Annotated in this window: 22 protein-coding genes; 15 read left to right on the forward strand and 7 right to left on the reverse strand. The window is 72.6% G+C overall.

Annotated features, from left to right (window positions below; all coding sequences use genetic code 11):
- Positions 1–44 precede the first annotated feature (44 nt).
- The 3 genes from OG710_RS07085 (at position 45) to OG710_RS07095 (ending at position 2,928) form a co-directional block, all read left to right on the forward strand.
- The gene (locus OG710_RS07085) at positions 45–1,460 is read left to right on the forward strand and encodes a BTAD domain-containing putative transcriptional regulator (RefSeq protein WP_330238556.1); all 1,416 of its coding nucleotides are present in this window, start codon (positions 45–47) and stop codon (positions 1,458–1,460) included.
- Entirely contained in the window at positions 1,457–2,029 is a 573-nt protein-coding gene (locus OG710_RS07090; RefSeq protein ID WP_330238557.1) for a nuclear transport factor 2 family protein, read from the forward strand. Before OG710_RS07085 ends, OG710_RS07090 begins: the two co-directional genes overlap by 4 nt.
- Positions 2,030–2,139: 110 nt before the next feature.
- Positions 2,140–2,928 (forward strand): site-2 protease family protein, encoded by a 789-nt coding sequence (locus OG710_RS07095; protein WP_330238558.1) that lies wholly within the window; start codon positions 2,140–2,142, stop codon positions 2,926–2,928.
- Here the strand turns inward: OG710_RS07095 and OG710_RS07100 are convergent.
- Positions 2,925–3,110, reverse strand: coding sequence for a hypothetical protein (locus tag OG710_RS07100; protein ID WP_330238559.1), 186 nt, complete (start codon positions 3,108–3,110; stop codon positions 2,925–2,927). The genes OG710_RS07095 and OG710_RS07100 overlap by 4 nt on opposite strands.
- A 94-nt stretch (positions 3,111–3,204) precedes the next feature.
- Positions 3,205–3,918 carry an NADPH-dependent F420 reductase gene (gene npdG, locus OG710_RS07105; RefSeq protein ID WP_330238560.1) on the reverse strand — a complete coding sequence of 238 codons (714 nt, stop codon included), beginning with the start codon at positions 3,916–3,918 and terminating at the stop codon, positions 3,205–3,207.
- A gap of 127 nt (positions 3,919–4,045) precedes the next feature.
- On the opposite strand from npdG, the gene OG710_RS07110 reads away from it, so the two are divergent.
- Complete coding sequence (locus OG710_RS07110) at positions 4,046–4,651, forward strand: hypothetical protein (protein WP_330238561.1); 606 nt, start codon at positions 4,046–4,048, stop codon at positions 4,649–4,651.
- Between the two features lie 66 nt (positions 4,652–4,717).
- On the forward strand, positions 4,718–6,037 hold the full coding sequence (locus tag OG710_RS07115; RefSeq protein ID WP_330238562.1) for an MFS transporter: 1,320 nt from the start codon (positions 4,718–4,720) through the stop codon (positions 6,035–6,037).
- Positions 6,038–6,110: 73 nt separating this feature from the next.
- On the opposite strand, the gene OG710_RS07120 is transcribed toward OG710_RS07115, so the two are convergent.
- Positions 6,111–6,347, reverse strand: a complete 237-nt coding sequence (locus tag OG710_RS07120; protein ID WP_330238563.1) for a hypothetical protein — start codon at positions 6,345–6,347, stop codon at positions 6,111–6,113.
- A gap of 58 nt (positions 6,348–6,405) precedes the next feature.
- On the opposite strand from OG710_RS07120, the gene map reads away from it, so the two are divergent.
- Both map and OG710_RS07130 read left to right on the forward strand, forming a co-directional pair.
- Positions 6,406–7,263, forward strand: a complete 858-nt coding sequence (gene map / locus OG710_RS07125; RefSeq protein WP_330238564.1) for a type I methionyl aminopeptidase — start codon at positions 6,406–6,408, stop codon at positions 7,261–7,263.
- A 228-nt stretch (positions 7,264–7,491) separates the two neighbouring features.
- Entirely contained in the window at positions 7,492–8,154 is a 663-nt protein-coding gene (locus tag OG710_RS07130; protein WP_330238565.1) for a biliverdin-producing heme oxygenase, read from the forward strand.
- 13 nt (positions 8,155–8,167) lie between these two features.
- Here the strand turns inward: OG710_RS07130 and OG710_RS07135 are convergent, their stop codons facing one another.
- From OG710_RS07135 to OG710_RS07145, 3 genes are all read right to left on the reverse strand, one after another.
- The gene (locus tag OG710_RS07135; RefSeq protein ID WP_330238566.1) at positions 8,168–8,839 is read right to left on the reverse strand and encodes a PhzF family phenazine biosynthesis protein; all 672 of its coding nucleotides are present in this window, start codon (positions 8,837–8,839) and stop codon (positions 8,168–8,170) included.
- A gap of 79 nt (positions 8,840–8,918) precedes the next feature.
- Positions 8,919–10,511, reverse strand: a complete 1,593-nt coding sequence (locus tag OG710_RS07140) for an HtaA domain-containing protein (protein WP_330238567.1) — start codon at positions 10,509–10,511, stop codon at positions 8,919–8,921.
- Between the two features lie 75 nt (positions 10,512–10,586).
- Positions 10,587–12,014 carry an HtaA domain-containing protein gene (locus OG710_RS07145; protein WP_330238568.1) on the reverse strand — a complete coding sequence of 476 codons (1,428 nt, stop codon included), beginning with the start codon at positions 12,012–12,014 and terminating at the stop codon, positions 10,587–10,589.
- A 146-nt stretch (positions 12,015–12,160) separates the two neighbouring features.
- On the opposite strand from OG710_RS07145, the gene OG710_RS07150 reads away from it, so the two are divergent.
- The 7 genes from OG710_RS07150 (at position 12,161) to OG710_RS07180 (ending at position 19,671) form a co-directional block, all read left to right on the forward strand.
- Entirely contained in the window at positions 12,161–13,240 is a 1,080-nt protein-coding gene (locus OG710_RS07150; RefSeq protein WP_443064225.1) for a heme/hemin ABC transporter substrate-binding protein, read from the forward strand.
- A complete protein-coding gene (locus OG710_RS07155) occupies positions 13,237–14,355 on the forward strand; it encodes a FecCD family ABC transporter permease (RefSeq protein ID WP_330238569.1) in 1,119 nt (372 codons plus the stop codon). Before OG710_RS07150 ends, OG710_RS07155 begins: the two co-directional genes overlap by 4 nt.
- Complete coding sequence (locus tag OG710_RS07160; RefSeq protein ID WP_330238570.1) at positions 14,352–15,191, forward strand: heme ABC transporter ATP-binding protein; 840 nt, start codon at positions 14,352–14,354, stop codon at positions 15,189–15,191. Before OG710_RS07155 ends, OG710_RS07160 begins: the two co-directional genes overlap by 4 nt.
- Before the next feature lie 202 nt (positions 15,192–15,393).
- Positions 15,394–16,530, forward strand: coding sequence for an iron uptake system protein EfeO (gene efeO, locus OG710_RS07165; RefSeq protein WP_330238571.1), 1,137 nt, complete (start codon positions 15,394–15,396; stop codon positions 16,528–16,530).
- Between the two features lie 20 nt (positions 16,531–16,550).
- Positions 16,551–17,807, forward strand: coding sequence for an iron uptake transporter deferrochelatase/peroxidase subunit (gene efeB, locus OG710_RS07170; RefSeq protein ID WP_330238572.1), 1,257 nt, complete (start codon positions 16,551–16,553; stop codon positions 17,805–17,807).
- Between the two features lie 30 nt (positions 17,808–17,837).
- Positions 17,838–18,806 carry an iron uptake transporter permease EfeU gene (gene efeU / locus OG710_RS07175; protein WP_330238573.1) on the forward strand — a complete coding sequence of 323 codons (969 nt, stop codon included), beginning with the start codon at positions 17,838–17,840 and terminating at the stop codon, positions 18,804–18,806.
- Positions 18,757–19,671 (forward strand): hypothetical protein, encoded by a 915-nt coding sequence (locus tag OG710_RS07180; protein ID WP_330242180.1) that lies wholly within the window; start codon positions 18,757–18,759, stop codon positions 19,669–19,671. Before efeU ends, OG710_RS07180 begins: the two co-directional genes overlap by 50 nt.
- A 27-nt stretch (positions 19,672–19,698) precedes the next feature.
- Here OG710_RS07180 and OG710_RS07185 read toward each other — a convergent pair whose 3' ends face one another.
- Entirely contained in the window at positions 19,699–20,442 is a 744-nt protein-coding gene (locus tag OG710_RS07185; RefSeq protein WP_111332203.1) for a bifunctional DNA primase/polymerase, read from the reverse strand.
- Between the two features lie 322 nt (positions 20,443–20,764).
- Between OG710_RS07185 and ddaH the strand changes: the two genes are divergently transcribed.
- A complete protein-coding gene (gene ddaH, locus OG710_RS07190; protein ID WP_443064226.1) occupies positions 20,765–21,580 on the forward strand; it encodes a dimethylargininase in 816 nt (271 codons plus the stop codon).

The raw sequence follows: 21,580 nt of genomic DNA on the forward strand, positions 1-21,580 counted from the left end.
ACAAGCTGTCCCTCCCTGCTCGCATCGGAAGGACGCATCACAACGTGTTGGAGATACCTACCACCGACCAGAATCCACACCAGCCGGCGGAGTGGGCCGGCCTTCTGAGAAGCCTCGGTGAGGGAGTGGTCCGCAAGGAGACGGACGCGACCGCGCCCGCCCCGGAGCTCACCGTGAAACTCCTCGGGCCCCCCGAGGTGTACGACGCCCACGGGCAGCCCGTCCCGCTCCGCAGCGACGTGGCCCGCCGGGTCCTGTTCCACCTCATCCTCGTCGCGCCCCACGTCATACCCAACCACCGGCTCATCGAGGCCGTCTGGGAGGGCGAGGAGCCGGAGAGCGCCATCGACCAGATCCGCAAGACCATCTCCCGGCTGCGGCGTGAACTGCCCGCCGGAACCAGCCTCATCCGAACCGAACCAGGTGGGTACCGGCTCGTGTTGAACCCCTCGCACATCGACCTCACCCGATGGCGCGAGGCATTGCGGCACACCACGCTGCTCGAACAGAACGGTGACTGCCGCGGCGCCCTCGAAACGCTGTCGGCCGGGCTCGAACTGTGGCGCGGCCGGGCACTCGACGGTCTCGACGGCAAGCCGTTCACCGGGGAGTCGGTGGCTCTCCAGGAGGAGCGCAGCGCGGCGCTGGAGACCTGGTGCCGGCTCGCGCTGGAGGAGCTGGGCTCCTCCACCGTGATCGCCCGGCTCCGCCGCGAGATCGCCCAGGACCCGCTTCCGGAGCGGCTGTGGGAGATCCTCATCCGGGTCCTCGCCTCGTCGGGCCGCCCGCTGGAGGCCATGGAGGAGTACAACCGGATGCGCAAGATCCTCGCCGGGTCCCTCCGCGTCCGCCCCTCGGCGCCCCTGCAGAACCTCTACCGCAGACTCGAAGCCGAAGTCGGCGGCCGGTCCCCGGTGGGCACCCCGCCGGCCGGCCGCGCCCGGCCGGTGAACCGCCGCAAAGTACCCCTGTGGATCATGGAGTTGCTGCGTGGCCAGGAACCCGTACCGGCGTACGTCCTCGACCAGCACTGGAACGTGCTGCACCGCAATCAGGCGATGAGGCGCTGGTTCCCCTGGTTACGGGGGGAGAGCGCCAATCTGCTGCGGTGGGCCCTGCTCGATCCCAGCGCCCGTACCGTGCTGCACAACTGGGACGAGCACGCGATGGTCTACCTGGGCATCGTCCACTGCGCGCTGCGCAAGAACCGGGACGACGCCTTCTTCACCACCCTGAAGGCGGAGGCCGAGAACGATCCGGCGGTCGCCGCCCTGCTCGCCAAGAGCCGCGTCATCGAGGTCGCCTCCCGCTCCGGCCACCACTTCACCCTGGGCCTGCCGCACGTCACCCCGGAACCGCTCGAGGTCGTCGCCCATGTGCTGTGCCCCGAGGGCAGAGGGGGCCTGCGCGTCGTCGTACTGACCCAACCGACCACTTCACTCGAGGAGAACGCCGCATGACGAACGTACCGGGCACCCACCTCGCCCGTCGCAGCCTGCTGGGCCTGGGAGTCTCCCTCGGCGCGACCACCGCGGGCGCGCTCCTGACCGCCCCCGCGGCCCACGCCTCGGACACCGCGCGGCCGGGGCGGAGCGGCCACGTCCTCGAACAGAGCCACGCCGGGTTCCCCGCCATGCCCCGATCCGTGCTCGGCTTCTTCCTGGCCTCGCAGCGTGCCGACGCCGACGGCTGGGCCGCGGTGTTCTCCCACGGAGCCGTCTTCCACGACCCGGTGGGGCAGCCGCCGCTGATCGGCCGAAGGGCCATCAGACAGCGAATAGCCTCGATACTCCCGGAATTCCGGCCGTTCCTCGGCATCACGCCCCGAGAGGCGCACATGACCGCCGACCACGTGGCCGTCTCCTGGCACGCGGCCGCGGTCACCCGCGGCGACCGCCCCGTCAACTGGTCGGGCATCAACATCTTCCACCTGGACCCGGACGGCCTCATCGACGCGTGCTCGGCCTACTTCGACCTGGCGGTCTTCCAGGCGCAGCTGGCCCCCTCCCCCGAGGCGGTCACCGGATAGCCGCTGTGCGCCTTCCGCCGGACGGCATCGATCCCCGGCCCCGCGCACGGCATCCACCGCTGCGCGGGGCCCGACGCCGCGACGCCGCGAACGCGCCCTAGGCTCGGGGCATGCCGACCACTCAGCACCAACGCATCAGTCCGGTCTTTCTGGGGATCGTCGCGGTGACGGCCGTGGCCGGGTGGGCGGTGTGGACCGACTTCGCGGCGTCGCCCGGGTTCGCCGCGTTCCTGTTCGTCACCGGGGCGTGGGTGGTGTCGCTGTGCCTGCACGAGTACGCGCACGCCAGGACCGCGCTGCACAGCGGGGACATCTCGATCGGGGCCAAGGGCTATCTCACGCTGAACCCGCTGAAGTACACGCACGCGCTGCTGAGCATCGTGCTGCCGGTGCTGTTCGTGATCATGGGCGGCATCGGGCTGCCCGGCGGGGCGGTGTTCATCGAGCGGGGGCGGATTCGCGGGCGGTGGCGGCACAGCCTGATCTCGGCGGCGGGCCCGCTGACCAATGTGCTGTTCGCGCTGGTGTGCACCGCGCCGTTCTGGCTGGGCGCGCTGGACGGGGTGCCCGCGGCCTTCCGGAACGCGCTGGCGTTCCTGGCGATGCTCCAGGTGACGGCCGCGATCCTGAACTTCCTGCCGGTGCCGGGGCTGGACGGCTACGGCGTGGTCGAGCCGTGGCTGTCGTACCGCACGCGGCGCGCGGTCGAGCCGTTCGCGCCGTACGGGCTGATCGCGGTGTTCGCGCTGCTGTGGGTGCCGGAGCTGAACCGGGCGTTCTTCGACGCGGTCTACGCCCTGCTGGGGGCGCTGGACGTGCACGGCTTCTGGACCGACTGCGGCCTGGACGCGTACCGGTTCTGGCAGGGGGCGAGCCCGGTGTGCGAGGCCGCCGGTTAGGCGTTGTGGTCTGCCGTCGCGGCGCGGTGGCGGCGCACGTAGTACCAGGCCATGTTGGAGGAGAGGCCGAACAGCAGCACCCAGACGACCCCGATGATCACGCCGCCCCTGGCGAAGGAGACGACCGCCGCGGCCAGGGCGAGGAGGCAGAGGACGAGGGCGTAGAGAGCGAGGCGGGGCATGGGGGTGGCTCCTGTCGGGGTGATGCGCGGTCCCGTCCAGTGTCCCCCATGCCCCGCCCCGGTCCGTGCGGGGCCCGGCGGCGGGCCTTCGCCGTCAGACGTCGGTGGTACGGAGACCGGCGTGGGCCTTGTAGCGGCGGTTGACCGAGATCAGGTTGGCGACCAGGGCCTCGACCTGGTGGGCGCCCCGCAGCCGGCCGGCGAAGATGCCCCGCATGCCGGGGATGCGGCCCGCCAGCGCCTGGACGATGTCGGTGTCGGCGCGGGTCTCGCCCAGCACGAGGACGTCGGTGTCGATCTCCTCGATCGTCTCGTCCTGGAGCAGCACCGCGGACAGGTGGTGGAAGGCGGCGGTGACGCGGGAGTCCGGCAGCAGGGCGGCGGCCTGCTCGGCGGCGCTGCCCTCCTCGGGCTTCAGCGCGTAGGCGCCCTTCTTGTCGAAGCCGAGCGGGTTGACGCAGTCCACGACGAGCTTCCCGGCCAGCTCCGCGCGGAGCGACTCCAGCGTGGCGGCGTGCCCGTCCCACGGCACGGCGACGATCACCACATCGCTCTCGCGCGCGCAGCCGGCGTTGTCCGTGCCGCGTACGCCGTTGCCCAGTTCCGCGGCGGCCGCCTCCGCGCGGTCCGCGGCGCGGGAGCCGATGATCACCCGCTGTCCGGCGCGGGCGAAGCGGTACGCGAGGCCGCGGCCCTGGGGTCCGGTGCCGCCGAGGACGCCGATGGTCAGGTCCGACACGTCCGGCAGGTCCCAGGGGTCCTTGGCGGGGGGCTTGGGCGCGCTGCCGCTGTCGTCATTCGTAGTCATGGCCCCGACACTACTGCCAGGTAGCGGGCGCGGTCCCGGACCCGCGCGCCCGCTCGGCCACTCGTACGGATGGCGCTCGGGCCGTTCGCCGGTGGCGGGGCTCCGGCATGGTGCAGGATGCCGGGCCATGGATGCCGTACGAGTGGCGCTGCTGCGCGAAGTGCTCGCCAGGACCCAGTGGCCGGCGGCCGCCCGCCGGTTCGCCGGGGCGCTGCGCTCCTCCGTCGTCCCGCACGGCGGCGGGCTGCTGCTGGTGGGGACGGAGGTGTACGAGCCCTGGCATCTGGCCGCCCATCTGGTCGACGAGTCCACCTGGTCCGGGCTGCCCGAACTCCGCCCCACCCTGGTGCGCCACCGGGTGGAGCCGGGCGATCCCGCGCACCTCGCGGTCGGTCTCGGCCGGATCGAGGCGGCCGGGCGCGGCGAGACCCTGCTCGTGGTGATGCCGCAGCGGCCCGGCGAGGGGCTGCTGGAGCGGGTCCACGACGCCCGCCGGGCCGGGGCGACGGTCCTCTCGCTGGACAACGGCGATCCGCAGGTGCGCGGGCTCGCCCACGAGGCGCTGTCCGTGACGGACGGGGACGACGTGGACCTGGACACGGTGCAGCATCTGGTCAGCGCCGCCGCCGGGGAGAACGGCGCGCCGGTGCCGCGCGGCGGGCGGCGCACGTTCCGCGACCGGCTGTCCCGGCTGGCCGACCAGCTGACCTCGCCTCCGCCGCCGCGCTGGTGAGCGGGGCCGCCCGGCGGAGAAAACCCGTTTGCGCGCCGCGCGGAGCACGTCGGAGCATGTCTCCTCGTGACCTCACGCCCCTCCCTCGCCGCCAGGCTGGCCGCGCTGCTGCCCGATCTGTCTCCGTGGCGCTCGTCGGCGGACTTCCGGCTGCTGTGGGTGCAGGGGATCATCACCTACTTCGGCAGCTTCATGGCGCTGATCGCGCTGCCGCTCCAGATCAAGGACCTCACCGGCTCGCCGCTCGCCGTCGGCGCGATGGGCGCGGTGGAGCTGGTGCCGCTGGTGGTGTGCGGCCTGTACGGGGGCGCGCTGGCCGACGCCGCCGACCGGCGGAAGATCATCCTGGCCTCGGAGGCCGGGCTCGGGCTGCTCGCGGTGATCCTCCTGGTGAACGCGGCGCTGCCGGACCCGATGCTGTGGCCGCTCTATGTGGTGGCGGCGGGGGTCTCGGCGCTCTCCGGGCTCCAGCGGCCCGCGCTCGACTCGCTGATGGCGCGGATCGTGCCGCACGACCAGCTGCCGGCCGCCGCCGCGCTGAACTCGCTGCGCTGGCAGGCCGGGGCGATCCTGGGGCCCTCGCTGGCCGGTCTGGTGGTGGCCTACGCCGGGCACCCCACCGCCTACTCCGTCACGGTCGTCACCTTCGCCGCCTCCGTGCTGATGTGCCGGCGGCTCGCGCCCGCACCGCCCGCCGAGAAGGGCGCGAAGCCGTCGCTGCGCGGCATCGTGGAGGGCGCCCGCTACGCCTGGAGCCGGCCGGTGCTGCTCGGCACATACGCGATCGACATGGCCGCGATGTTCTTCGCGTTCCCGAATGCCATCTTCCCGTTCCTGGCGGACGACCTGGGCGCCGACTGGTCGCTGGGCCTGATGTACGCGGCGGACTCGGTCGGCGCGCTGCTGCTGGGGCTGACCAGCGGGTGGACCGCGCGGGTGCGCCGGCACGGGCTGTTCGTGGTGTGCGGTGCCGCCGTCTGGGGGCTGGCCATCGCGGCGGCGGGCTGGTTCGGCAACGTGTGGCTGGTGCTGTGCTGCCTGGCGCTGGCCGGGGCGGGCGACATGCTCAGCGGGCTCGGCCGCTCGACCATCTGGAACCAGACGATCCCGGAGGCGCTGCGGGGCCGGCTCGCGGGCATCGAGGTGCTCTCGTACAGCGTCGGCCCGCAGCTGGGCCAGGTCCGGGCGGGCTCCATGGCGAGCTGGACCGGCACCAGGGCGGCGATCTGGAGCGGCGGGGTGGCCTGCGTGGCCTCGGTGGCGGTGCTGGCCGCGACGCTGCCCAAGCTGGTCACGTACGACTCGGCGACCGACGAGGACGCGCTGCGCAGGCGCGCCGCCCGCCCGGAGGAGCCGGAGGAGCCGGCCGCCGCCCCGGCCACCTGAGAGCCGGGGCCCGGCCCCTTCCGCCCGGCCCCACCGTCCGGTTTCTTCGCGGGCCGCCCCCCTCACGGCGTTCTCAGCCCGCCGCGTCGCCCTCCCCGGGGCCCTTGCGGTCGTGCCATTTGGGGTCCGTGTCCCACTCCAGGTTCCGTTCCCGGGCCGTCTCCATCGCGTGCTGCGCCTCCTGCCGGGAGGTGTACGGGCCGAAGCGGTCCTTGGCGGGGCACTCGGGGCCCTCCTCGACCGTTCCGTGCTCCAGGCAGTAGAACCACTCGCCCGGCTTGCCGACCGTGCGCTTCTTGAACAGGGCCATCGTCGGTTCCTTTCCTCTGTGCCATGGTGCCCCGGACTCGCTGGTTAGACTCGCTGGCATGTCTGGCCAGTCGCTGCTCGTACCAGGGGAGATCACTCCCGTCCGTTCCGTGCCCGGAAACATCCGGCGCCCCGAGTATGTGGGCAAGCCGGCTCCGACGCCGTACACCGGTCCCGAGGTGCAGGACGCCGACACCGTCGAGCGGATGCGGATCGCCGGGCGGATCGCCGCGCAGGCGATGGCCGAGGCCGCCAAGCACATCGCCCCGGGCGTCACGACGGACGAACTGGACCGCGTGGCGCACGAGTTCATGTGCGATCACGGCGCCTACCCGTCGACGCTGGGCTACCGGGGCTTCCCGAAGTCGCTGTGCACCTCGCTCAACGAGGTCATCTGCCACGGCATCCCGGACTCCACGGTGCTGCGCGACGGCGACATCGTGAACCTGGACGTGACCGCGTACATCAACGGGGTGCACGGCGACAACAACGCGACGTACCTCTGCGGGGACGTGGACGACGAGTCCCGGCTGCTCGTCGAGCGCACCGAGGAGTCGCTGCGGCGGGCCATCAAGGCCGTGAAGCCGGGCCGGCAGATCAACGTGATCGGGCGGGTCATCGAGTCGTACGCGAAGCGCTTCGGCTACGGCGTCGTCCGGGACTTCACCGGGCACGGGATCAACACCTCGTTCCACTCCGGGCTCATCGTGCCGCACTACGACAGCCCGCACGCCACCACGGTGATGAAGCCCGGCATGACGTTCACCATCGAGCCGATGCTGACCCTGGGCAGCCACGACTACGACATGTGGGACGACGGCTGGACCGTGGTGACCAAGGACCGCAAGCGCACCGCGCAGTTCGAGCACACGCTCGTGGTGACGGAGACCGGCGCGGACATCCTCACGCTCCCGTAGCCCGTACCGCCCCCGCCTCCCCCGCTTCCGAAACGGCCGCCCCTCCGGGCGGCCGTTTCCGTTTCCCCCTGCTCACAGTTGCCGACAAGACGTCGGCAAGCAGTTGACTTAGGTAAGCCTAAGTAGGAAGATCGACGCATCGGCCCGCGCCACCGGCGGACAGCTGTGGTGGGCCGATTTTTCCGTCTCTTTCTGGACTTCTCCCCCCCTTGGCCCCGGAGGCCCGCCTTGGACGCAACCGTCACCGCCACGCCCTTCTCGACGCTGATCCGCACCGCGTCCCACGAGCAGCACACCGAGGCGGAGACCTCTGCCTTCATGGGCGACCTGCTCAACGGACGCCTGGGCGTGGACGCGTACACGCGCTACACCGAGCAGCTGTGGTTCGTGTACCGCGCCCTGGAGGAGGGCGCCGGGACCCTGGCCGCCGACCCGGTGGCCGGGCCCTTCATCCGGCCGGAGCTGATGCGCACCGCCGAACTGGAGCGCGACCTCGCCCATCTGCGGGGCGAGGGCTGGCGCGAGGGCCTGGAGCCGCTGCCGGCCACCGCCGCGTACGCCGCACGGGTCGCCGAGTGCGCCCGCACCTGGCCCGCCGGGTACATCGCGCACCACTACACCCGCTACCTCGGCGACCTGTCGGGCGGCCAGATCATCCGGGACAAGGCGGAGAAGACCTGGGGCTTCGCGCGCAAGGGCGACGGGGTGCGGTTCTACGTCTTCGAGGAGATATCCAACCCCGCCTCCTTCAAGCGGGGTTACCGGGAGCTGCTGGACGCGGTGAACGCGGACGACCTGGAGAAGCGGCGCATCGTGGACGAGTGCAAGCGCGCGTTCGCCCTGAACACCGCCGTGTTCCGGGAGCTGGGCGAGGAGTACCGCGCCGCCTGATACGCCGTACGCCCTAGCCGTGGTGGGTCAGGACGACCCGGCCGCCGATCTCCACCGTGCCGTCCGGCGCGGGTGCCGTGAGGATCTGGGAGCCGCGGCCCTGTGTGATGTTGAGCGCGCGCCCGAGGTGCGCGCTCAGCAACAGGGCCGCGGCTCCCGTCGCTTCGTCCTCGTCGATCCCATCGAACCGGCGCGGGAACGCCCGTGCCCGGACGCGGCCCGCCGCCTCCTCCTCCCACGCCCAGGCGTAGAGCCAGCCCTCGCCGGGCGGCGGGGCCGGGAGCTCATCGACCTCGGCGGCCGAGGCGTACTGCCGGAGGGTGCGCGGCGGCGCCCACTCGGGGCGGGCGGTGATCCAGGTGAACTCGCCGTCGTGGCGGGCGAACACCTCGCCCACCCCCAGCTCCAGGATCTCCAGGTCGAGCAGCCAGGCGGCGCCGACGACGGGATGTCCGGCGAACGGCAGCCGCAGCCCCGGTGTGTAGATGTCGAGCTGCCCGCGCTCGTCGTCGTCCACGAACACGGTCTCGCTGAAGCCGAGCCGGCGGGCGAGCTCCTGCCGGGCCGCGGGGTCGGGGTGGCTGCGCCCGTCGCGTACGACGCCGAGGGCGTTGCCGTGCCGGCCGTCCGGGCCGCAGAACACGCGCAGGATGTCGATGCCGGCGGGTACGTCGTTGTCGCTCACGTGGGGCATTCAAGCACCGCACGGGCACCCGCCCCCAACGCGAGGGCCGGTACCCGTGCGGTGCCGTCGTGCGCCGGGGTCAGGCGGTACGGCGGCGGCGGGCCACAAGGACCGCTCCGGCGCCGGCCGCCACGACCAGGCCGGAGGCGGCGAGCAGGGGCCCGGTCGGGACGTCGGAGCCCGTGGCGGCCAGGGCGCCCGAGCCGCCGACCGTACCGGCGCCGCCCACACCGCCGACGCTGCCCGCGCCGCCCACGCTGCCGCTGCCACCGCCGGACGTGGTGGAACCGCCCGTGGTGGAGCCGCCCGTGGTGGTGCCGGACGGGAGCGTGGCGTTCTTGTCCAGGGACACCGCGACGGTCAGCGGGTCGAGCTGGTCACCGGCCTTGTACATCCCGCCGAACGCCTTGGTGCCGCCCTCGGCGGTCAGCGTCGCGGGGACACCGGACAGGGTCACCACGCCGTCCTTGGCGGTCAGCTTGCCGGCGGGCAGCTTGAGGTCGGCGAGGGGCAGCGCGGTGTACGTGGACACCTTCTTGGTCGCGCGGTCCTTGGCGGAGACGTCCGCGAGGAGGGTGCCCTTGCCCCCGTTCACCCGGACCGTCAGCCGGGAGAACGACAGGTCGAGAGTGTAGGAGCCGTTCTCCTGGTGCCCGAGGAAGCGGACCTTGCCGCCGAACGTGGCCTTGAGGGTCTGTCCGGCGGCGTCGAAGGTGCCGGTGGCGTCGGTGAAGCGGTAGCCGCCCGCCGCGGCCTTCGCACCGCCGGTGGTCTCGGCCCGGCCGTGGGCGATGGGGCCGGTGACGTACGAGCGGAAGGACTCCTTCACGCCCCAGTTCAGGGCGCCGTCCACGATGGCGCCGGTCGTGGCGGCGGGCCCGCCGGTGCCGGTCGCCGTGGCGGTGGGGCTGGGCGCGGTGGTCGGCTTCGTGGGCGTGGCGGTGGGCTTCCCGGTCGGCTCGGTGGGCTTCTCGCTCGGCTTCTCGGTGGGCTTCTCGCTCGGTTCGGTGGGCTCGGTGGGCTTCTCGGTGGGCTTCTCGCTCGGGGCGGGGGCGGCGGTCACGGTGAGCGTGGCCGGGTCGAGCGCCTCGCCCTCCTTGTACTGGCCGTTGAACGCCTCGGAGCCGGCCTTGGTCAGCTTGGCGGGTATGTCCTTGAAGACCATGGCGCCGCCGGCACCCTGGCCCGGCTTCACGGCCGAGAGGTCCAGTTCGGCGACGGCCACGTCGTCGGTGGTGCCCTGCGGGGTGGCCACGTCGGCGGTGATCGCGCCGCCCTTGCCGGTGGTGGTGACCTTGACGTCGGAGAGGGTGATGTCCAGGACGCCCCCGTGCGCCGAGAAGTTGACGCCGCCCTCGAAGGCGGTGGCGGTGCCGTAGGTGGCGGTGTCGTACGTGCCCTTGCCGTTGACGAAGGTGAAGACGCCGTTGTTCGCGGCCTGGGTGGCGCCGTCGCTGACCGTGATCTTGCCGGCGCCGCCGACGTACCGGCGGAAGGACTCCTTGAAGCCCCAGTCCAGCGTGCCGTCCTTCAGGTCGATGACCCGCGCGCCAGCGCCGGCGCTCCCGTCGGAACGGTCGGCGGCGAGGGCAGGGAGGGCGAGGGCGGCGCCGAGCGTGGCGGCGGTGGCGACGGCTGCGGCAAGGGTGAGGGGGCGGCGGGTGGCTGCCATGGTCGAGGTCTCCTCGGGAATGAACGGTGTACGGGGGTGGTGGGGAAGGTCGTGGGGACGGGTGGTGCGGGGGGGTCAGGACGAGGCGTCCGGTGTCGCCCGGTTGCGGCGTACGAGCACCAGCACGGTGACGGCCGCCGCGGCGAGCAGTCCGGCGCCGCCGAGGGTGAGGTGGAGCCCGGTGCGGGAGTCGTCCTCCGGGGCCGCGGCGGCCACCGGGGTCGCCGCCGCCGCCGGGCTGCCGGACGGTTCGGGGGTGGCGGAGGCGTCGCTGCCCAGGTCGGGCAGGGCGGGCAGGACGGCGTCGGCGTCGGTGGCCACGGCGAGCGAGACCGGGTCCATCGCGGTGCCCGCCTTGTAGAGCGAGCCGAAGACCTTCGCGCCCTCGGCGGTCAGGGTGGCGGGAGCCTCGGCGAGGACCGCGAGGCCCTTCTTCGGTGCGAGGTCGCCGGCGGCGAAGGTGACGAGCGGCACGGCTTCGGTGGCCCCGCCGTCGCTCAGGACGTCGGCGCGCAGGGTGCCCCGGCCGTCCTTCACGGCCACCGCGAACCGGGACAGCTTCAGGTCGAGGCCGTCCTGCGCGGTGAAGCGGACGCTGCCCGCGAAGGTGGCCGCCAGGGTCTTGGCCGCCGGGTCGTAGGTGCCCCTGCCCTTCGGGAAGCGGAAGAGCGCTCCGCCGTCCTGGGCCCCGTCGGCCAGGGTCCATTCGCCCTTGCCGATGGGGCCGGTGACGTACTCCCGGAAGGTGCGGCGTACGCCCCAGTCGACGGCGGCGTCCTCGAAGCGGCCGGCCGCCGCCTTCTTGTCGTCCTTCTTCTTCGGGCTCTTCTCCGGGGCGGCGCTCGTGCCGGGGCCGGTCGCGGAGGGCTTCGCCGCCGGGGCGAGGGTGTCCACGGAGAGGCTGATCGGGTCCAGCGGGGTGCCGGCGGTGTAGTAGCCGGCGAAGGACTTGGCGCCCTGCGCGGTCAGCGTGGCCGGGATGTTGGTCAGGGCGACGGGGCTGGTGCCGCCGCGCATGTCGATCCCGGACAGGCCGAGTGTGGCCAGCGGGACCTGACGGGCGGTGGTGACGCGTCCGCTGCCGCGGTCCTTGCTCGCCATGTCCGCGTACAGGGTGCCGCCGCCGTCGCGGATGTGGACGGTGGGGCGGCTGACGGTGAGGTCGAGTTCGTAGGAGCCGTTGGACTGCCGGTGGCCGGTGAAGCGGACGCCGCCCGCGAAGGCGGCCCGGAACCCGCCGGTCGCCGGGTCGTAGGAGCCGCTCGCGGAGTGGAACCGGAACCGGCTGCCGCCGACCGTGGCGGCGCCGCCGGTCAGCCCCCAACTCCCCTGCGCCACCGGGCCCGTGACATAGCTCTGGAACGAGGACTTGATGCCCCAGTCCAGCCGCCCGCCCTGCACCGTACGGCCGGCGGCCTGAGCCGCGGTGGCCGGGAGCAGGGCACCCAGCAGGGCCGCGAACAGCACGACGACCGGCATGCGGGCAGGTCTGAACGGTGGCATGGAACCCCTCCGGGATCTGGAAACTCAGGTAAGGCTAACCTAAGCTACGTACATCCGTGCCGGTACCCCCCTTCCGTCACATTCCTCGCAGACCCCTACCAACTGCTCGCCGCAGTACGAGCCGTAGAACGACAGGACGGTGCCCCGTGCACTTCTCGCAGGACTTCGCCCCACCGGGCCGCGGCCCCCGGCGGACCGGGCTGCGGCGCGGCGGCGCCCGCACGGCCGCGCTCGCCCTGGCCGGGGCCCTGCTGCTCGCCGGCTGCGGCGGTACGGGGGCGTCCTCGGCGAAGTCCGCGGGCGCCGGGGCGTCCCCGGCGGCGGAAGCGGACCGGATCGAACCGCTCACCGGGACGCCCGCGCCGAAGCTGCCGGTCACCGTGGAGTCGGCGGACGGCAAGCGGGTCACCGTCACCTCGGCCGACCGCATCGTGCCGCTCACCGGCGGCCTCAGCGAGATCGTGTTCACCCTGGGGCTCGGCGACCGGGTCGTGGCCCGTGACATCACCGCCACCTTCGAACAGGCCGCGAAGCTGCCGGTGGTGACCCGCGCCCACGACGTGTCGGCCGAGAGCGTGCTCTCCCTGCGGCCCACCGTGGTCCTCGCGGACACCACCACCGGTCCGGCCGAGGCCATCGGCCAGATCCGCGACGCCGGGATTCCGCTGGTGGTCGTCGAACCCGCCAAGGAACTGGCCGATGTGGGCAGCCGGATCGGCGCGGTGGCCGCCGCGCTCGGCGTACCGGAGTCCGGGACGAAGCTGGAGCGGCGCACCGAAGACCGTATCGACGCGGTCCGCGAGACCGTGCCCGCCCCGGCCGACGGAGCCGGGAAGCCGCGCGTGGCCTTCCTGTACCTGCGCGGCTCGGCGTCCGTCTATCTGCTGGGCGGCCGGGAGTCCGGGGCGAGTTCGCTGCTGGAGGCGGCGGGCGCGGTGGACGCGGGCAAGGCGTCCGGACTGACGAAGGACTTCACCGCCATCACCAGCGAGGCGCTGGCCAAGGCCGCGCCCGACGCCATCCTCGTGATGGCGAAGGGCCTGGACTCGGTGGGCGGGATCGACGGCCTGGTGAAGATTCCGGGCGTCGCGGAGACCCCGGCCGGAATGGACCGGCGGATCGTCTCCATCGACGACGGGGTCCTCCTCAACTACGGCCCGCGCACCGACCGCGTCCTGGCCGAACTCGTCGCCCAGCTCTACCCGGAGAGCGGGGCCGGCCGATGACGGCGACCACTCGCGAGACCACTCGGGAGACCACTCGGGAGACCGCTCGGGAGGTGTCAAAGCCGGTGGCGCCGCCCGCCGCGGCCCGGCGCTCCACCGCCGTCCCGCTCACCGCCGGGCTGGCCGCCGCCCTGGTGGTGGGCTGTCTGCTCTCCGCCGGGCTCGGCGCGTACAACATCCCGCTCGGGGACGTCCTGGCCTCCGTCCAGCACCGGATCGGGCTCGGCGGGCACGCGCTGGACCGGGTCGCCGAGAGCGTCCTGTGGAACGTACGGCTGCCCAGGGTCGTCCTGGCCCTCCTGGTCGGCGCCTCGCTCGGCTGCGCGGGCGCCCTGATGCAGGGCGTGTTCGGCAATCCGCTGGCCGAACCCGGCGTCATCGGGATCTCGGCCGGCGCGGCGGTCGGCGCGGTCGGCTCGATCGCGCTCGGGCTCAGCTTCTTCGGCAACTGGACCATCACCGTGTGCGCGTTCGCCGCCGGACTGCTGACCGTGCTGCTGGTGTACGCGCTGTCGCGGTCGGGCGGCCGGACGGAGGTGGTGACGCTGATCCTGACCGGGATCGCGGTCAACGCCTTCGCCGGGGCGCTGATCGGCCTGTTCATCTTCTTCGCGGACAACGCGCAGATCACCCAGATCACCTTCTGGCAGCTCGGCTCGCTGGCCCAGGCCACCTGGCCCAAGGTGCTGGCCGTCCTGCCGTGCGCGGCCCTCGGGCTGCTGATCGCCCCCTTCTACGCGCGCAAGCTGGACCTCCTCGCGCTCGGCGAGCGGCCCGCCCGGCATCTGGGCGTGGACGTGGAGCGGCTGCGGCTGGTGCTCGTCCTGGTCGTGGCGCTGCTGACGGCGGCGGCCGTGGCGGTCGCCGGGATCATCTCGTTCGTCGGACTCCTCGTACCGCATCTGCTGCGCATGGCCAATGGGCCCGGTCACCGCTTCCTGGTGCCCGGCAGCGCGCTGGGCGGCGCGCTGGTGCTGGTCGCGGGCGATCTGGCGGCCCGGACCGTCGCGGACCCGGCGGAGCTTCCGCTCGGGGTCCTGACTGCGCTGTTCGGCAGCCCGTTCTTCTTCTGGCTGCTGCGCAGGACCCGTCGCAAGCAAGGTGGTTGGGCATGAACATCCTGCGGAATCTCCTCGCCCCGCAGAGCCGGCGGCTGCCCGTGCGGGCGCCGGCCGGGGCGCCGGCCGCCGAGGCGGTCGGGCTGCGGGTGCGGCTCGGCGGCCGGCCGGTGCTGGACTCGATCGATCTGACGGCGTACGCGGGCGAGGTGCTGGCCCTCGTCGGCCCGAACGGGGCCGGTAAGTCCACCCTGCTGGCCGCGCTCGCCGCCGACCTGCCGGCCGAGAGCGGCGCCGTGCGCATCGACGGGCGGCCGGTCACCGGCTGGTCCGCGCCCGAACTGGCCCTGCGCCGCGCGGTCCTGCCCCAGTCGGCGGCCCTCGCCTTCCCGTTCCCGGTGGAGGAGGTCGTCCGGATGGGCCGGGCGCCCTGGGCCGGGACGGACCTGGCCGACGAGGACGAGGAGGCGGTGGCGTCGGCGATGGCGGCCACCGAGGTCGCCGGGTTCGCCGGGCGGCCGTTCTCGGCGCTGTCCGGCGGCGAGCGGGCCCGTGTCGCGCTGGCCCGGGTGCTGGCGCAGCGCGCCCCGCTGCTGCTGCTCGACGAGCCGACCGCCGCGCTGGACCTGCGCCACCAGGAACTGGTGCTGCGGATCTGCCGGGAGCGGGCGGCGGCCGGGGACGCGGTCGTGGTCGTCCTGCACGACCTGGGGCTGGCCGCCGCGTACGCGGACCGGGCGGCCGTGCTGCACGAGGGGCGGATCGCGGTGGCGGGCCCGCCGGGCGAGGTGTTCTCGGGCGAGCTGCTGGGCACGGTCTACCGGCAGCCGGTGGAGGTGTTCCCGCATCCCCGGACCGGGATTCCGCTTGTGGTGCCGGAGCGCACCCCGTGAACCGCGTTTTACCCACGCTTTACCCGAGCGGGGTTCGTCCATGGGTCGACCGTGACCATGCCGTTCCCGGACCCCGCGCAGTGAGAGCTGAATCACTGCACGGGTGGGTATCGGGCAGGTAAGCCTCGGTTAAGTTAGGTCCGCCTCACCCGCCTTTGTCCGGCCCTTCTCCCCTACTCCTTCATCCTCATGTGGAGCCCAAATGCGAGCCGTTCGTCTCTCCGTCGTCACCGCTGCCGTCACCGCGGCCGCTCTGACCGCCGTCACGGGATGCTCCGAGAAGAGCGACGGCAAGGGTGAGGGGGCCGTCGAGGTCATCGCCAAGGACGACTCCTGCGAGGTCTCCCGGACGAAGCTGCCTGCCGGTCACATCGAGCTGGCCGTGCAGAACAAGGGCTCCAAGGTCACCGAGGTCTACATCCTCTTCCCGGACGACCGCATCGTCGCCGAGCGCGAGAACATCGGCCCCGGCACCAAGGCCACCATCACGGCCGAGATCAAGGCCGGTTCGTACGAGATCGCCTGCAAGCCCGGTATGAAGGGCCACGGCATCCGGCAGAAGATCGAGGTCAGCGGCGGCAAGGCAGTCAAGCGCAGCCCCGAGATGGACAAGGCCGTCGCCGCGTACCGCACCTATGTGCAGGCGCAGGCCGACCAGACGCTGCCGAAGGCGAAGGTCTTCACGGACGCCGTCGCCGCGGGTGACATCGAGGCCGCGAAGAAGGCGTACGCCGACTCCCGTATCGGCTGGGAGCGCACCGAGCCGGTCGCCGAGTCCTTCGGTGACATCGACCCCAAGGTCGACGTCCGCGAGGACGGCCTGGAGGAGGGCCAGAAGTGGACCGGCTGGCACCGCCTGGAGAAGGCGCTGTGGCAGGACAAGAAGCTGGGCGCCGAGGAGAAGGCGCTCGCCCCGGTCCTCTACAAGGACCTGGTGGACTGGCAGAAGCGGGTCGGCACCGCCGAGATCACCCCGACCTCGATGGCCAACGGCGCCAAGGAGCTGCTGGACGAGGTCGCCACCGGCAAGGTCACCGGTGAGGAGGAGCGCTACAGCCACACCGACCTGGTCGACTTCAAGGCCAATGTGGAGGGCGCCGAGCAGTCCTACAAGCTGCTGAGGTCGATCGCGGCCAAGAACGACTCCGCGCTCACCGAGACGCTCGACAAGCGGTTCGGCGAGCTGAACAAGCTGCTGGAGAAGTACCGCAAGGACCGCTCCACGTACGAGTTCACCTCCTACGACAAGGTCGGCAAGGCGGACCGCAAGGAGCTGTCGGACGCGGTCAACGCCCTGGCGGAGCCGCTGTCCAAGCTGGCCGCCGCGGTGACGAAGTAACCGGCGGAAGAGGGGCCGCGATGAGCGAGGAGAAGCACGCCTCCGGCGGGGACGCCCCGTCGCGGCGGGCGCTGCTGGGCTGGGGCGGGGCCGGGCTGGCGCTCGGCGCCGCGGCCGGTGTCGGTGTCGGCGCGGCCCGCTCCGGCGGCGGAGGGACGGCCGCGGCCGCCGACAGCGGCGCCGCCGTGCCCTTCCGCGGCGCGCACCAGGCCGGGATCGCCACCGCCGTCCAGGACCGGCTGCACTTCGCCGCGTTCGACGTGACAACGAAGGACCGGGGCGAACTGGTCGCGCTGCTCAAGGAGTGGACGCGGGCCGCCGAGCGGATGACCGCCGGTCACGAGGTCGGCGACGGCGCCTACGGCGGTGTGCCCGAGGCGCCGCCGGACGACACGGGCGAGGCGCTGGGCCTCAAGCCGTCCCGGCTGACGCTGACCCTCGGCTTCGGGCCCTCGCTGTTCGCCAAGGACCGCTTCGGGCTGGCGGACCGGCGGCCCGAGGCGCTGGTGGACCTGCCGAAGTTCCCCGGCGACAACCTCGACAAGGCCCGCAGCGGCGGCGACCTGTGCGTCCAGGCGTGCGCGGACGACCCGCAGGTGGCCGTGCACGCCATCCGCAACCTGGCCAGGATCGGCATGGGCCGCACCGCGGTCCGCTGGTCCCAGCTGGGCTTCGGCAAGACCTCGTCCACCACCCCGGACGCGCAGACCCCGCGCAACATGTTCGGCTTCAAGGACGGCACCCGGAACATCTCCGGCACCGACGCCGCCGCGCTGGAGAAGCATGTGTGGGTCGGCTCCGGCGACGGACCGGACTGGATGACCGGGGGCTCGTACCTGGTCGCCCGGCGCATCCGGATGCACATCGAGACCTGGGACCGCACCTCGCTCAAGGAGCAGGAGGACGTCTTCGGCCGCGACAAGGGCGAGGGCGCCCCGGTGGGCCGCTCGAAGGAGCGCGACGAACCGTTCCTGAAGGCGATGCTGCCGACCGCGCACGTACGGCTGGCGCACCCGGACACCAACGGCGGGGCGACGATCCTGCGCCGGGGCTACTCCTTCACGGACGGCACCGACGGTCTGGGCCGGCTCGACGCGGGGCTGTTCTTCCTGGCGTACCAGCGCGACACCCGCAAGGCGTTCGTCCCCCTGCAACGGCGCCTGGCGGCACACGACGCACTCAACGAGTACATCCAGCACGTGGGTTCGGCGCATTTCGCCGTCCCGCCGGGCGTCCGCGACAAGGACGACTGGTGGGGCCGTGCGCTGTTCTCGTAACGGGACTCGAAGCGGAAAGGGAACCGAGACGTGTTCAGCAACTTCCTGATCGGGCTGCGTGAGGGCCTGGAGGCCAGCCTGGTCGTCTGCATCCTCATCGCCTACCTGGTGAAGACCGGCAACCGCGACAAGCTGGCGCCCATCTGGATCGGGGTGTCCATCGCGGTCGTCGTGAGCCTCGGCTTCGGCGCCGGGCTCGAATTCGGCTCGCAGGAGATGACGTTCAAGGCGCAGGAGGCGCTCGGCGGTTCGCTGTCGATCCTCTCGGTGGGCCTGGTGACGTGGATGGTCTTCTGGATGCGGCGGACCGCGCGCCATCTCAAGGCGGAGCTGCACGGCAAGCTCGACGCGGCGCTCGCCATGGGCACCGGCGCGCTCGTCGCCACCGCGCTGCTGGCGGTGGGCCGGGAGGGCCTGGAGACCTCGCTGTTCGTGTGGCGCGCGGTGCACGCGGCGGACGACGGCTGGCATCCGATGATCGGCGCGGTGCTGGGCATCGGCACGGCGGTGGTGCTGGGCTGGCTGTTCTACCGGGGCGCGCTGAAGATCAACCTGGCGAAGTTCTTCACCTGGACCGGCGGCATGCTGGTCGTCGTCGCGGCCGGCGTGCTGGCCTACGGGGTGCACGACCTCCAGGAGGCCGAGTTCCTGGGCGGTCTGCGGAACCGGGCGTTCGACGTCAGCTCCGCCATCCCGCCGGACAGCTGGTACGGCACGCTGCTCAAGGGCACCTTCAACTTCCAGCCGGACCCCACCGTCCTCCAACTCACGGTGTGGGCCCTGTATCTGATCCCGACCCTCGCGCTGTTCCTGGCCCCGGTAGGGTTCGGACGGTCAGTGGCGACGGATCAGAAGGCGCGGAAAGCAGCGGATGAGAAGTCTGAAGCCGGTGCGGCGGGCGGCGGCACTCGCGGTGGCGACGGCGCTGAGCCTGACGGCGAGCGGATGCGTGACGGTGCACGGCGAGCGGGAAGTCGTTCCGGCGGCGACGAAGGCTGAGGCCGCCGAGGCGCTCAAGGAGTTCACCGCCGCCTACAACGCCGCCGACAAGGCGTACGATCCCGCGCTCGACGCGGGCGTGGTGACGGGCTCCCTCGGCGCCATCAACCAGGCGGGGCTCAAGGCCCGGCACCGGATATCGCCCACCGGAAACTCGCGGCACCGGCCGCTGGAGCTGACCGACGCCCGGTTCGTGTTCCCGCGCAAGGCCGGCTGGCCGCGCTGGTTCCTCGCCGACACGGACTCCAACCGCGACCAGGACGAGGGCGCGCGGGACAACCGCTGGCTGCTGGTCTTCGTCAAGGCCGGCCCGGACGCGGGCTGGAAGGCCGCCTATCTGTCGGTCGTCACGCCCGGCGACATGCCCGCCCTGGCGAAGGACGGCGAGGGCGGGGCGAAGCCGGTCGCCCCGGACGACCCCGATCTGGTGGTGGCTCCCAAGGACCTCGGCACCCGGTACACGCAGTACCTCCAGAAGGGCTCGCCGGACGTCTTCGCGCCCGGTTCCGACACCTCTCAGTGGCGCGAGGCCCGGCTGAACACCCGGCGGGCGGGCTTCTCGTACCAGTACGTGGACCAGCCGATGGACAGCGGCGCGTTCGCCCCGCTCGGGCTGGCCACCGAGGACGGCGGGGCGCTGGTCTTCTTCAGCAGCAGGCACTACGAGCGGCAGACCGCCGCCCAGGGGCTGCGCCCGGCGGTCGATCCCGATGTGGAGGCGCTGCTGACCGGCGAGGTGAAGAACACGCTCACCAAGGAGCGGGTGTCCAGCCAGCTGGTGTACGTGCCGAAGAAGGGCGCCGACGCGAAGCGGGTGGCCGTGCTCAACCGGCTGCCGGGCCTGACGTCGGCGAAGGGTTCGTAGGGCGGGACCGGGCCGCCGGCGTCGCGGCTATCGGCGCAGCGGCCAGGCCACCGCGTCGTGGTCGGACTCGCCGCCGGCGGAGCCGACGAACCGGGCGCAGGCGTCGGTCAGTGTCTCCAGCAGGGAGAGCGGGTCCGGCAGCGGGTGTTCGGGGCCGCGCAGCCAGGCGACGTCCAGCTCACCGGGCAGCTGGGCGGGCGGCAGCAGCACATAGCTGCCCCGGCAGTGCCAGCGCAGTCCGGGGTGCTCGTCCATCGTCTCGGGGTGGCAGTCCAGCTCGCAGGGCCACCACTCGTCCTCGTCCTCGGGGGTGCCGCGCGTCGCGGTGAAGAACAGCATCCGGTCGTCGCCGGAGCGGGCCACGGGCCCGACCTCGACGCCGGCGGCGAGCAGCCGCTCCAGGGCCTGTTCACCGGCGGCCAGCGGGACGTCGAGGACGTCGTGGATCATGCCCGTCGCGGTGATGAAGTTGGCCTGCGGCTGGCTGCGGGCCCAGCGCTCGATCTGGGCGCGGTCCGTGGTGGACTGCGTCTGCCAGGCGAAGGAGAGCGGGTGCCGGGCGGGGGTGGGACAGCCGATGCGTTCGCAGGAACATCGGTAGCCGACCGGGTGGGCGGCGGGCGCGATCGGCATTCCGGCTTCGGCGACAGCCAGGAGCAGCGCCTCCCGCGCGGTGTCGTCGACCTCGCGCTGCTGCGGTTTGGGTCGGCGCCGCAGCCACTGGGAAAACCTGCCCTCTGAGCCGCGAGAACGGCCGAAATCGACGCCCATCTATCCCCTTGCCTTTGCGTTGTGCCCCAGCCCATGGTCCCACCATCCTGCGCCTCGGGTGGCCAGAGTCCGGAAGCGGGGTGGGACGGGTGAGGGAGCGCGAGCGGCGCTATCACACTCTTTGTCACGAAAGAGCACGCTTCGTGACGGGCCCGCGCCCGGCCGGTGCCGTCCGCCGGGGGCCCGTGTCCGCGCGAACCACCCGTTCGGACCACTGTGCCCGGAGCACCGGACGGCGCACCATGGGCTCACGCACACACCCGTGCGACGCACCCGCCGCAGTGGCCACCAGCCGCCGCGACACCCTCGTGAGGAGCCCTCATTGCCTCGTGAAGCGACCCCCCGGCACTACCTGATGTGTGCGCCTTCCCATTTCCGGGTGACGTATTCCATCAACCCCTGGATGGACCCCACCAAGCCGGTCGATCTGCCGCTGGCGCAGACGCAGTGGGAGGATCTGCGCGACCGCTACCGTGCTCTCGGTCACACCGTCGATCTGCTGGAGCCGCGTCCGGAGCTGCCGGACATGGTGTACGCGGCGAACGGGGCCACGGTGATCGACGGGCGGGTGCTGGGCGCCCGGTTCGCCTACCAGGAGCGGTTCGAGGAGGCGGCGGCCCATCGCGACTGGTTCCTGGCCCACGGCTTCACCGAGGTCCATGAGCCGGATCACGTCAACGAGGGCGAGGGCGACTTCGCGGTGACCGCCTCCTGGGTGCTGGCTGGGCGGGGTTTCCGGTCCTCGCCGCTCTCGCACGGGGAGGCGCAGGAGTTCTTCGGGCGGCCGGTGATCGGGCTCGATCTGGTGGACCCGCGCTACTACCACCTGGACACCGCGCTGTGTGTGCTGGACGACGCGGCGGACGAGGTCATGTACTACCCGCCGGCGTTCTCGCCGGGCAGCCGGGCGGTGCTCGCGCGGCTCTTCCCGGACGCGCTGATCGCCGGGGAGGCGGACGCCGCCGCGCTCGGCCTGAACGCGGTGAGCGACGGGCTGCACGTGCTGCTGCCCCAGGCGGCGACGGGCCTGTTCGACCCGTTGCGGGCGCGCGGCTTCGAGCCGGTGCCGATGGACCTGAGCGAGTTGCTGAAGGGCGGCGGCAGCGTGAAGTGCTGTACGCAGGAGCTGCGCGGCTAG

It is taken from the genome of Streptomyces sp. NBC_00525, from assembly GCF_036346595.1.
Classification (GTDB): Bacteria; Actinomycetota; Actinomycetes; order Streptomycetales; family Streptomycetaceae; genus Streptomyces.

Coding starts and splice junctions, on each gene's coding strand:
- OG710_RS07090 (WP_330238557.1), top strand. CDS start 1,457: ATGACGAACGTACCGGGCACCCACCTCGCCCGTCGCAGCCTGCTGGGC.
- OG710_RS07095 (WP_330238558.1), top strand. CDS start 2,140: ATGCCGACCACTCAGCACCAACGCATCAGTCCGGTCTTTCTGGGGATC.
- OG710_RS07100 (WP_330238559.1), bottom strand. CDS start 3,110: ATGCCCCGCCTCGCTCTCTACGCCCTCGTCCTCTGCCTCCTCGCCCTG.
- npdG (WP_330238560.1), bottom strand. CDS start 3,918: ATGACTACGAATGACGACAGCGGCAGCGCGCCCAAGCCCCCCGCCAAG.
- OG710_RS07110 (WP_330238561.1), top strand. CDS start 4,046: ATGGATGCCGTACGAGTGGCGCTGCTGCGCGAAGTGCTCGCCAGGACC.
- OG710_RS07120 (WP_330238563.1), bottom strand. CDS start 6,347: ATGGCCCTGTTCAAGAAGCGCACGGTCGGCAAGCCGGGCGAGTGGTTC.
- map (WP_330238564.1), top strand. CDS start 6,406: ATGTCTGGCCAGTCGCTGCTCGTACCAGGGGAGATCACTCCCGTCCGT.
- OG710_RS07140 (WP_330238567.1), bottom strand. CDS start 10,511: ATGGCAGCCACCCGCCGCCCCCTCACCCTTGCCGCAGCCGTCGCCACC.
- OG710_RS07145 (WP_330238568.1), bottom strand. CDS start 12,014: ATGCCACCGTTCAGACCTGCCCGCATGCCGGTCGTCGTGCTGTTCGCG.
- OG710_RS07155 (WP_330238569.1), top strand. CDS start 13,237: ATGACGGCGACCACTCGCGAGACCACTCGGGAGACCACTCGGGAGACC.
- OG710_RS07160 (WP_330238570.1), top strand. CDS start 14,352: ATGAACATCCTGCGGAATCTCCTCGCCCCGCAGAGCCGGCGGCTGCCC.
- efeO (WP_330238571.1), top strand. CDS start 15,394: ATGCGAGCCGTTCGTCTCTCCGTCGTCACCGCTGCCGTCACCGCGGCC.
- efeB (WP_330238572.1), top strand. CDS start 16,551: ATGAGCGAGGAGAAGCACGCCTCCGGCGGGGACGCCCCGTCGCGGCGG.
- OG710_RS07185 (WP_111332203.1), bottom strand. CDS start 20,442: ATGGGCGTCGATTTCGGCCGTTCTCGCGGCTCAGAGGGCAGGTTTTCC.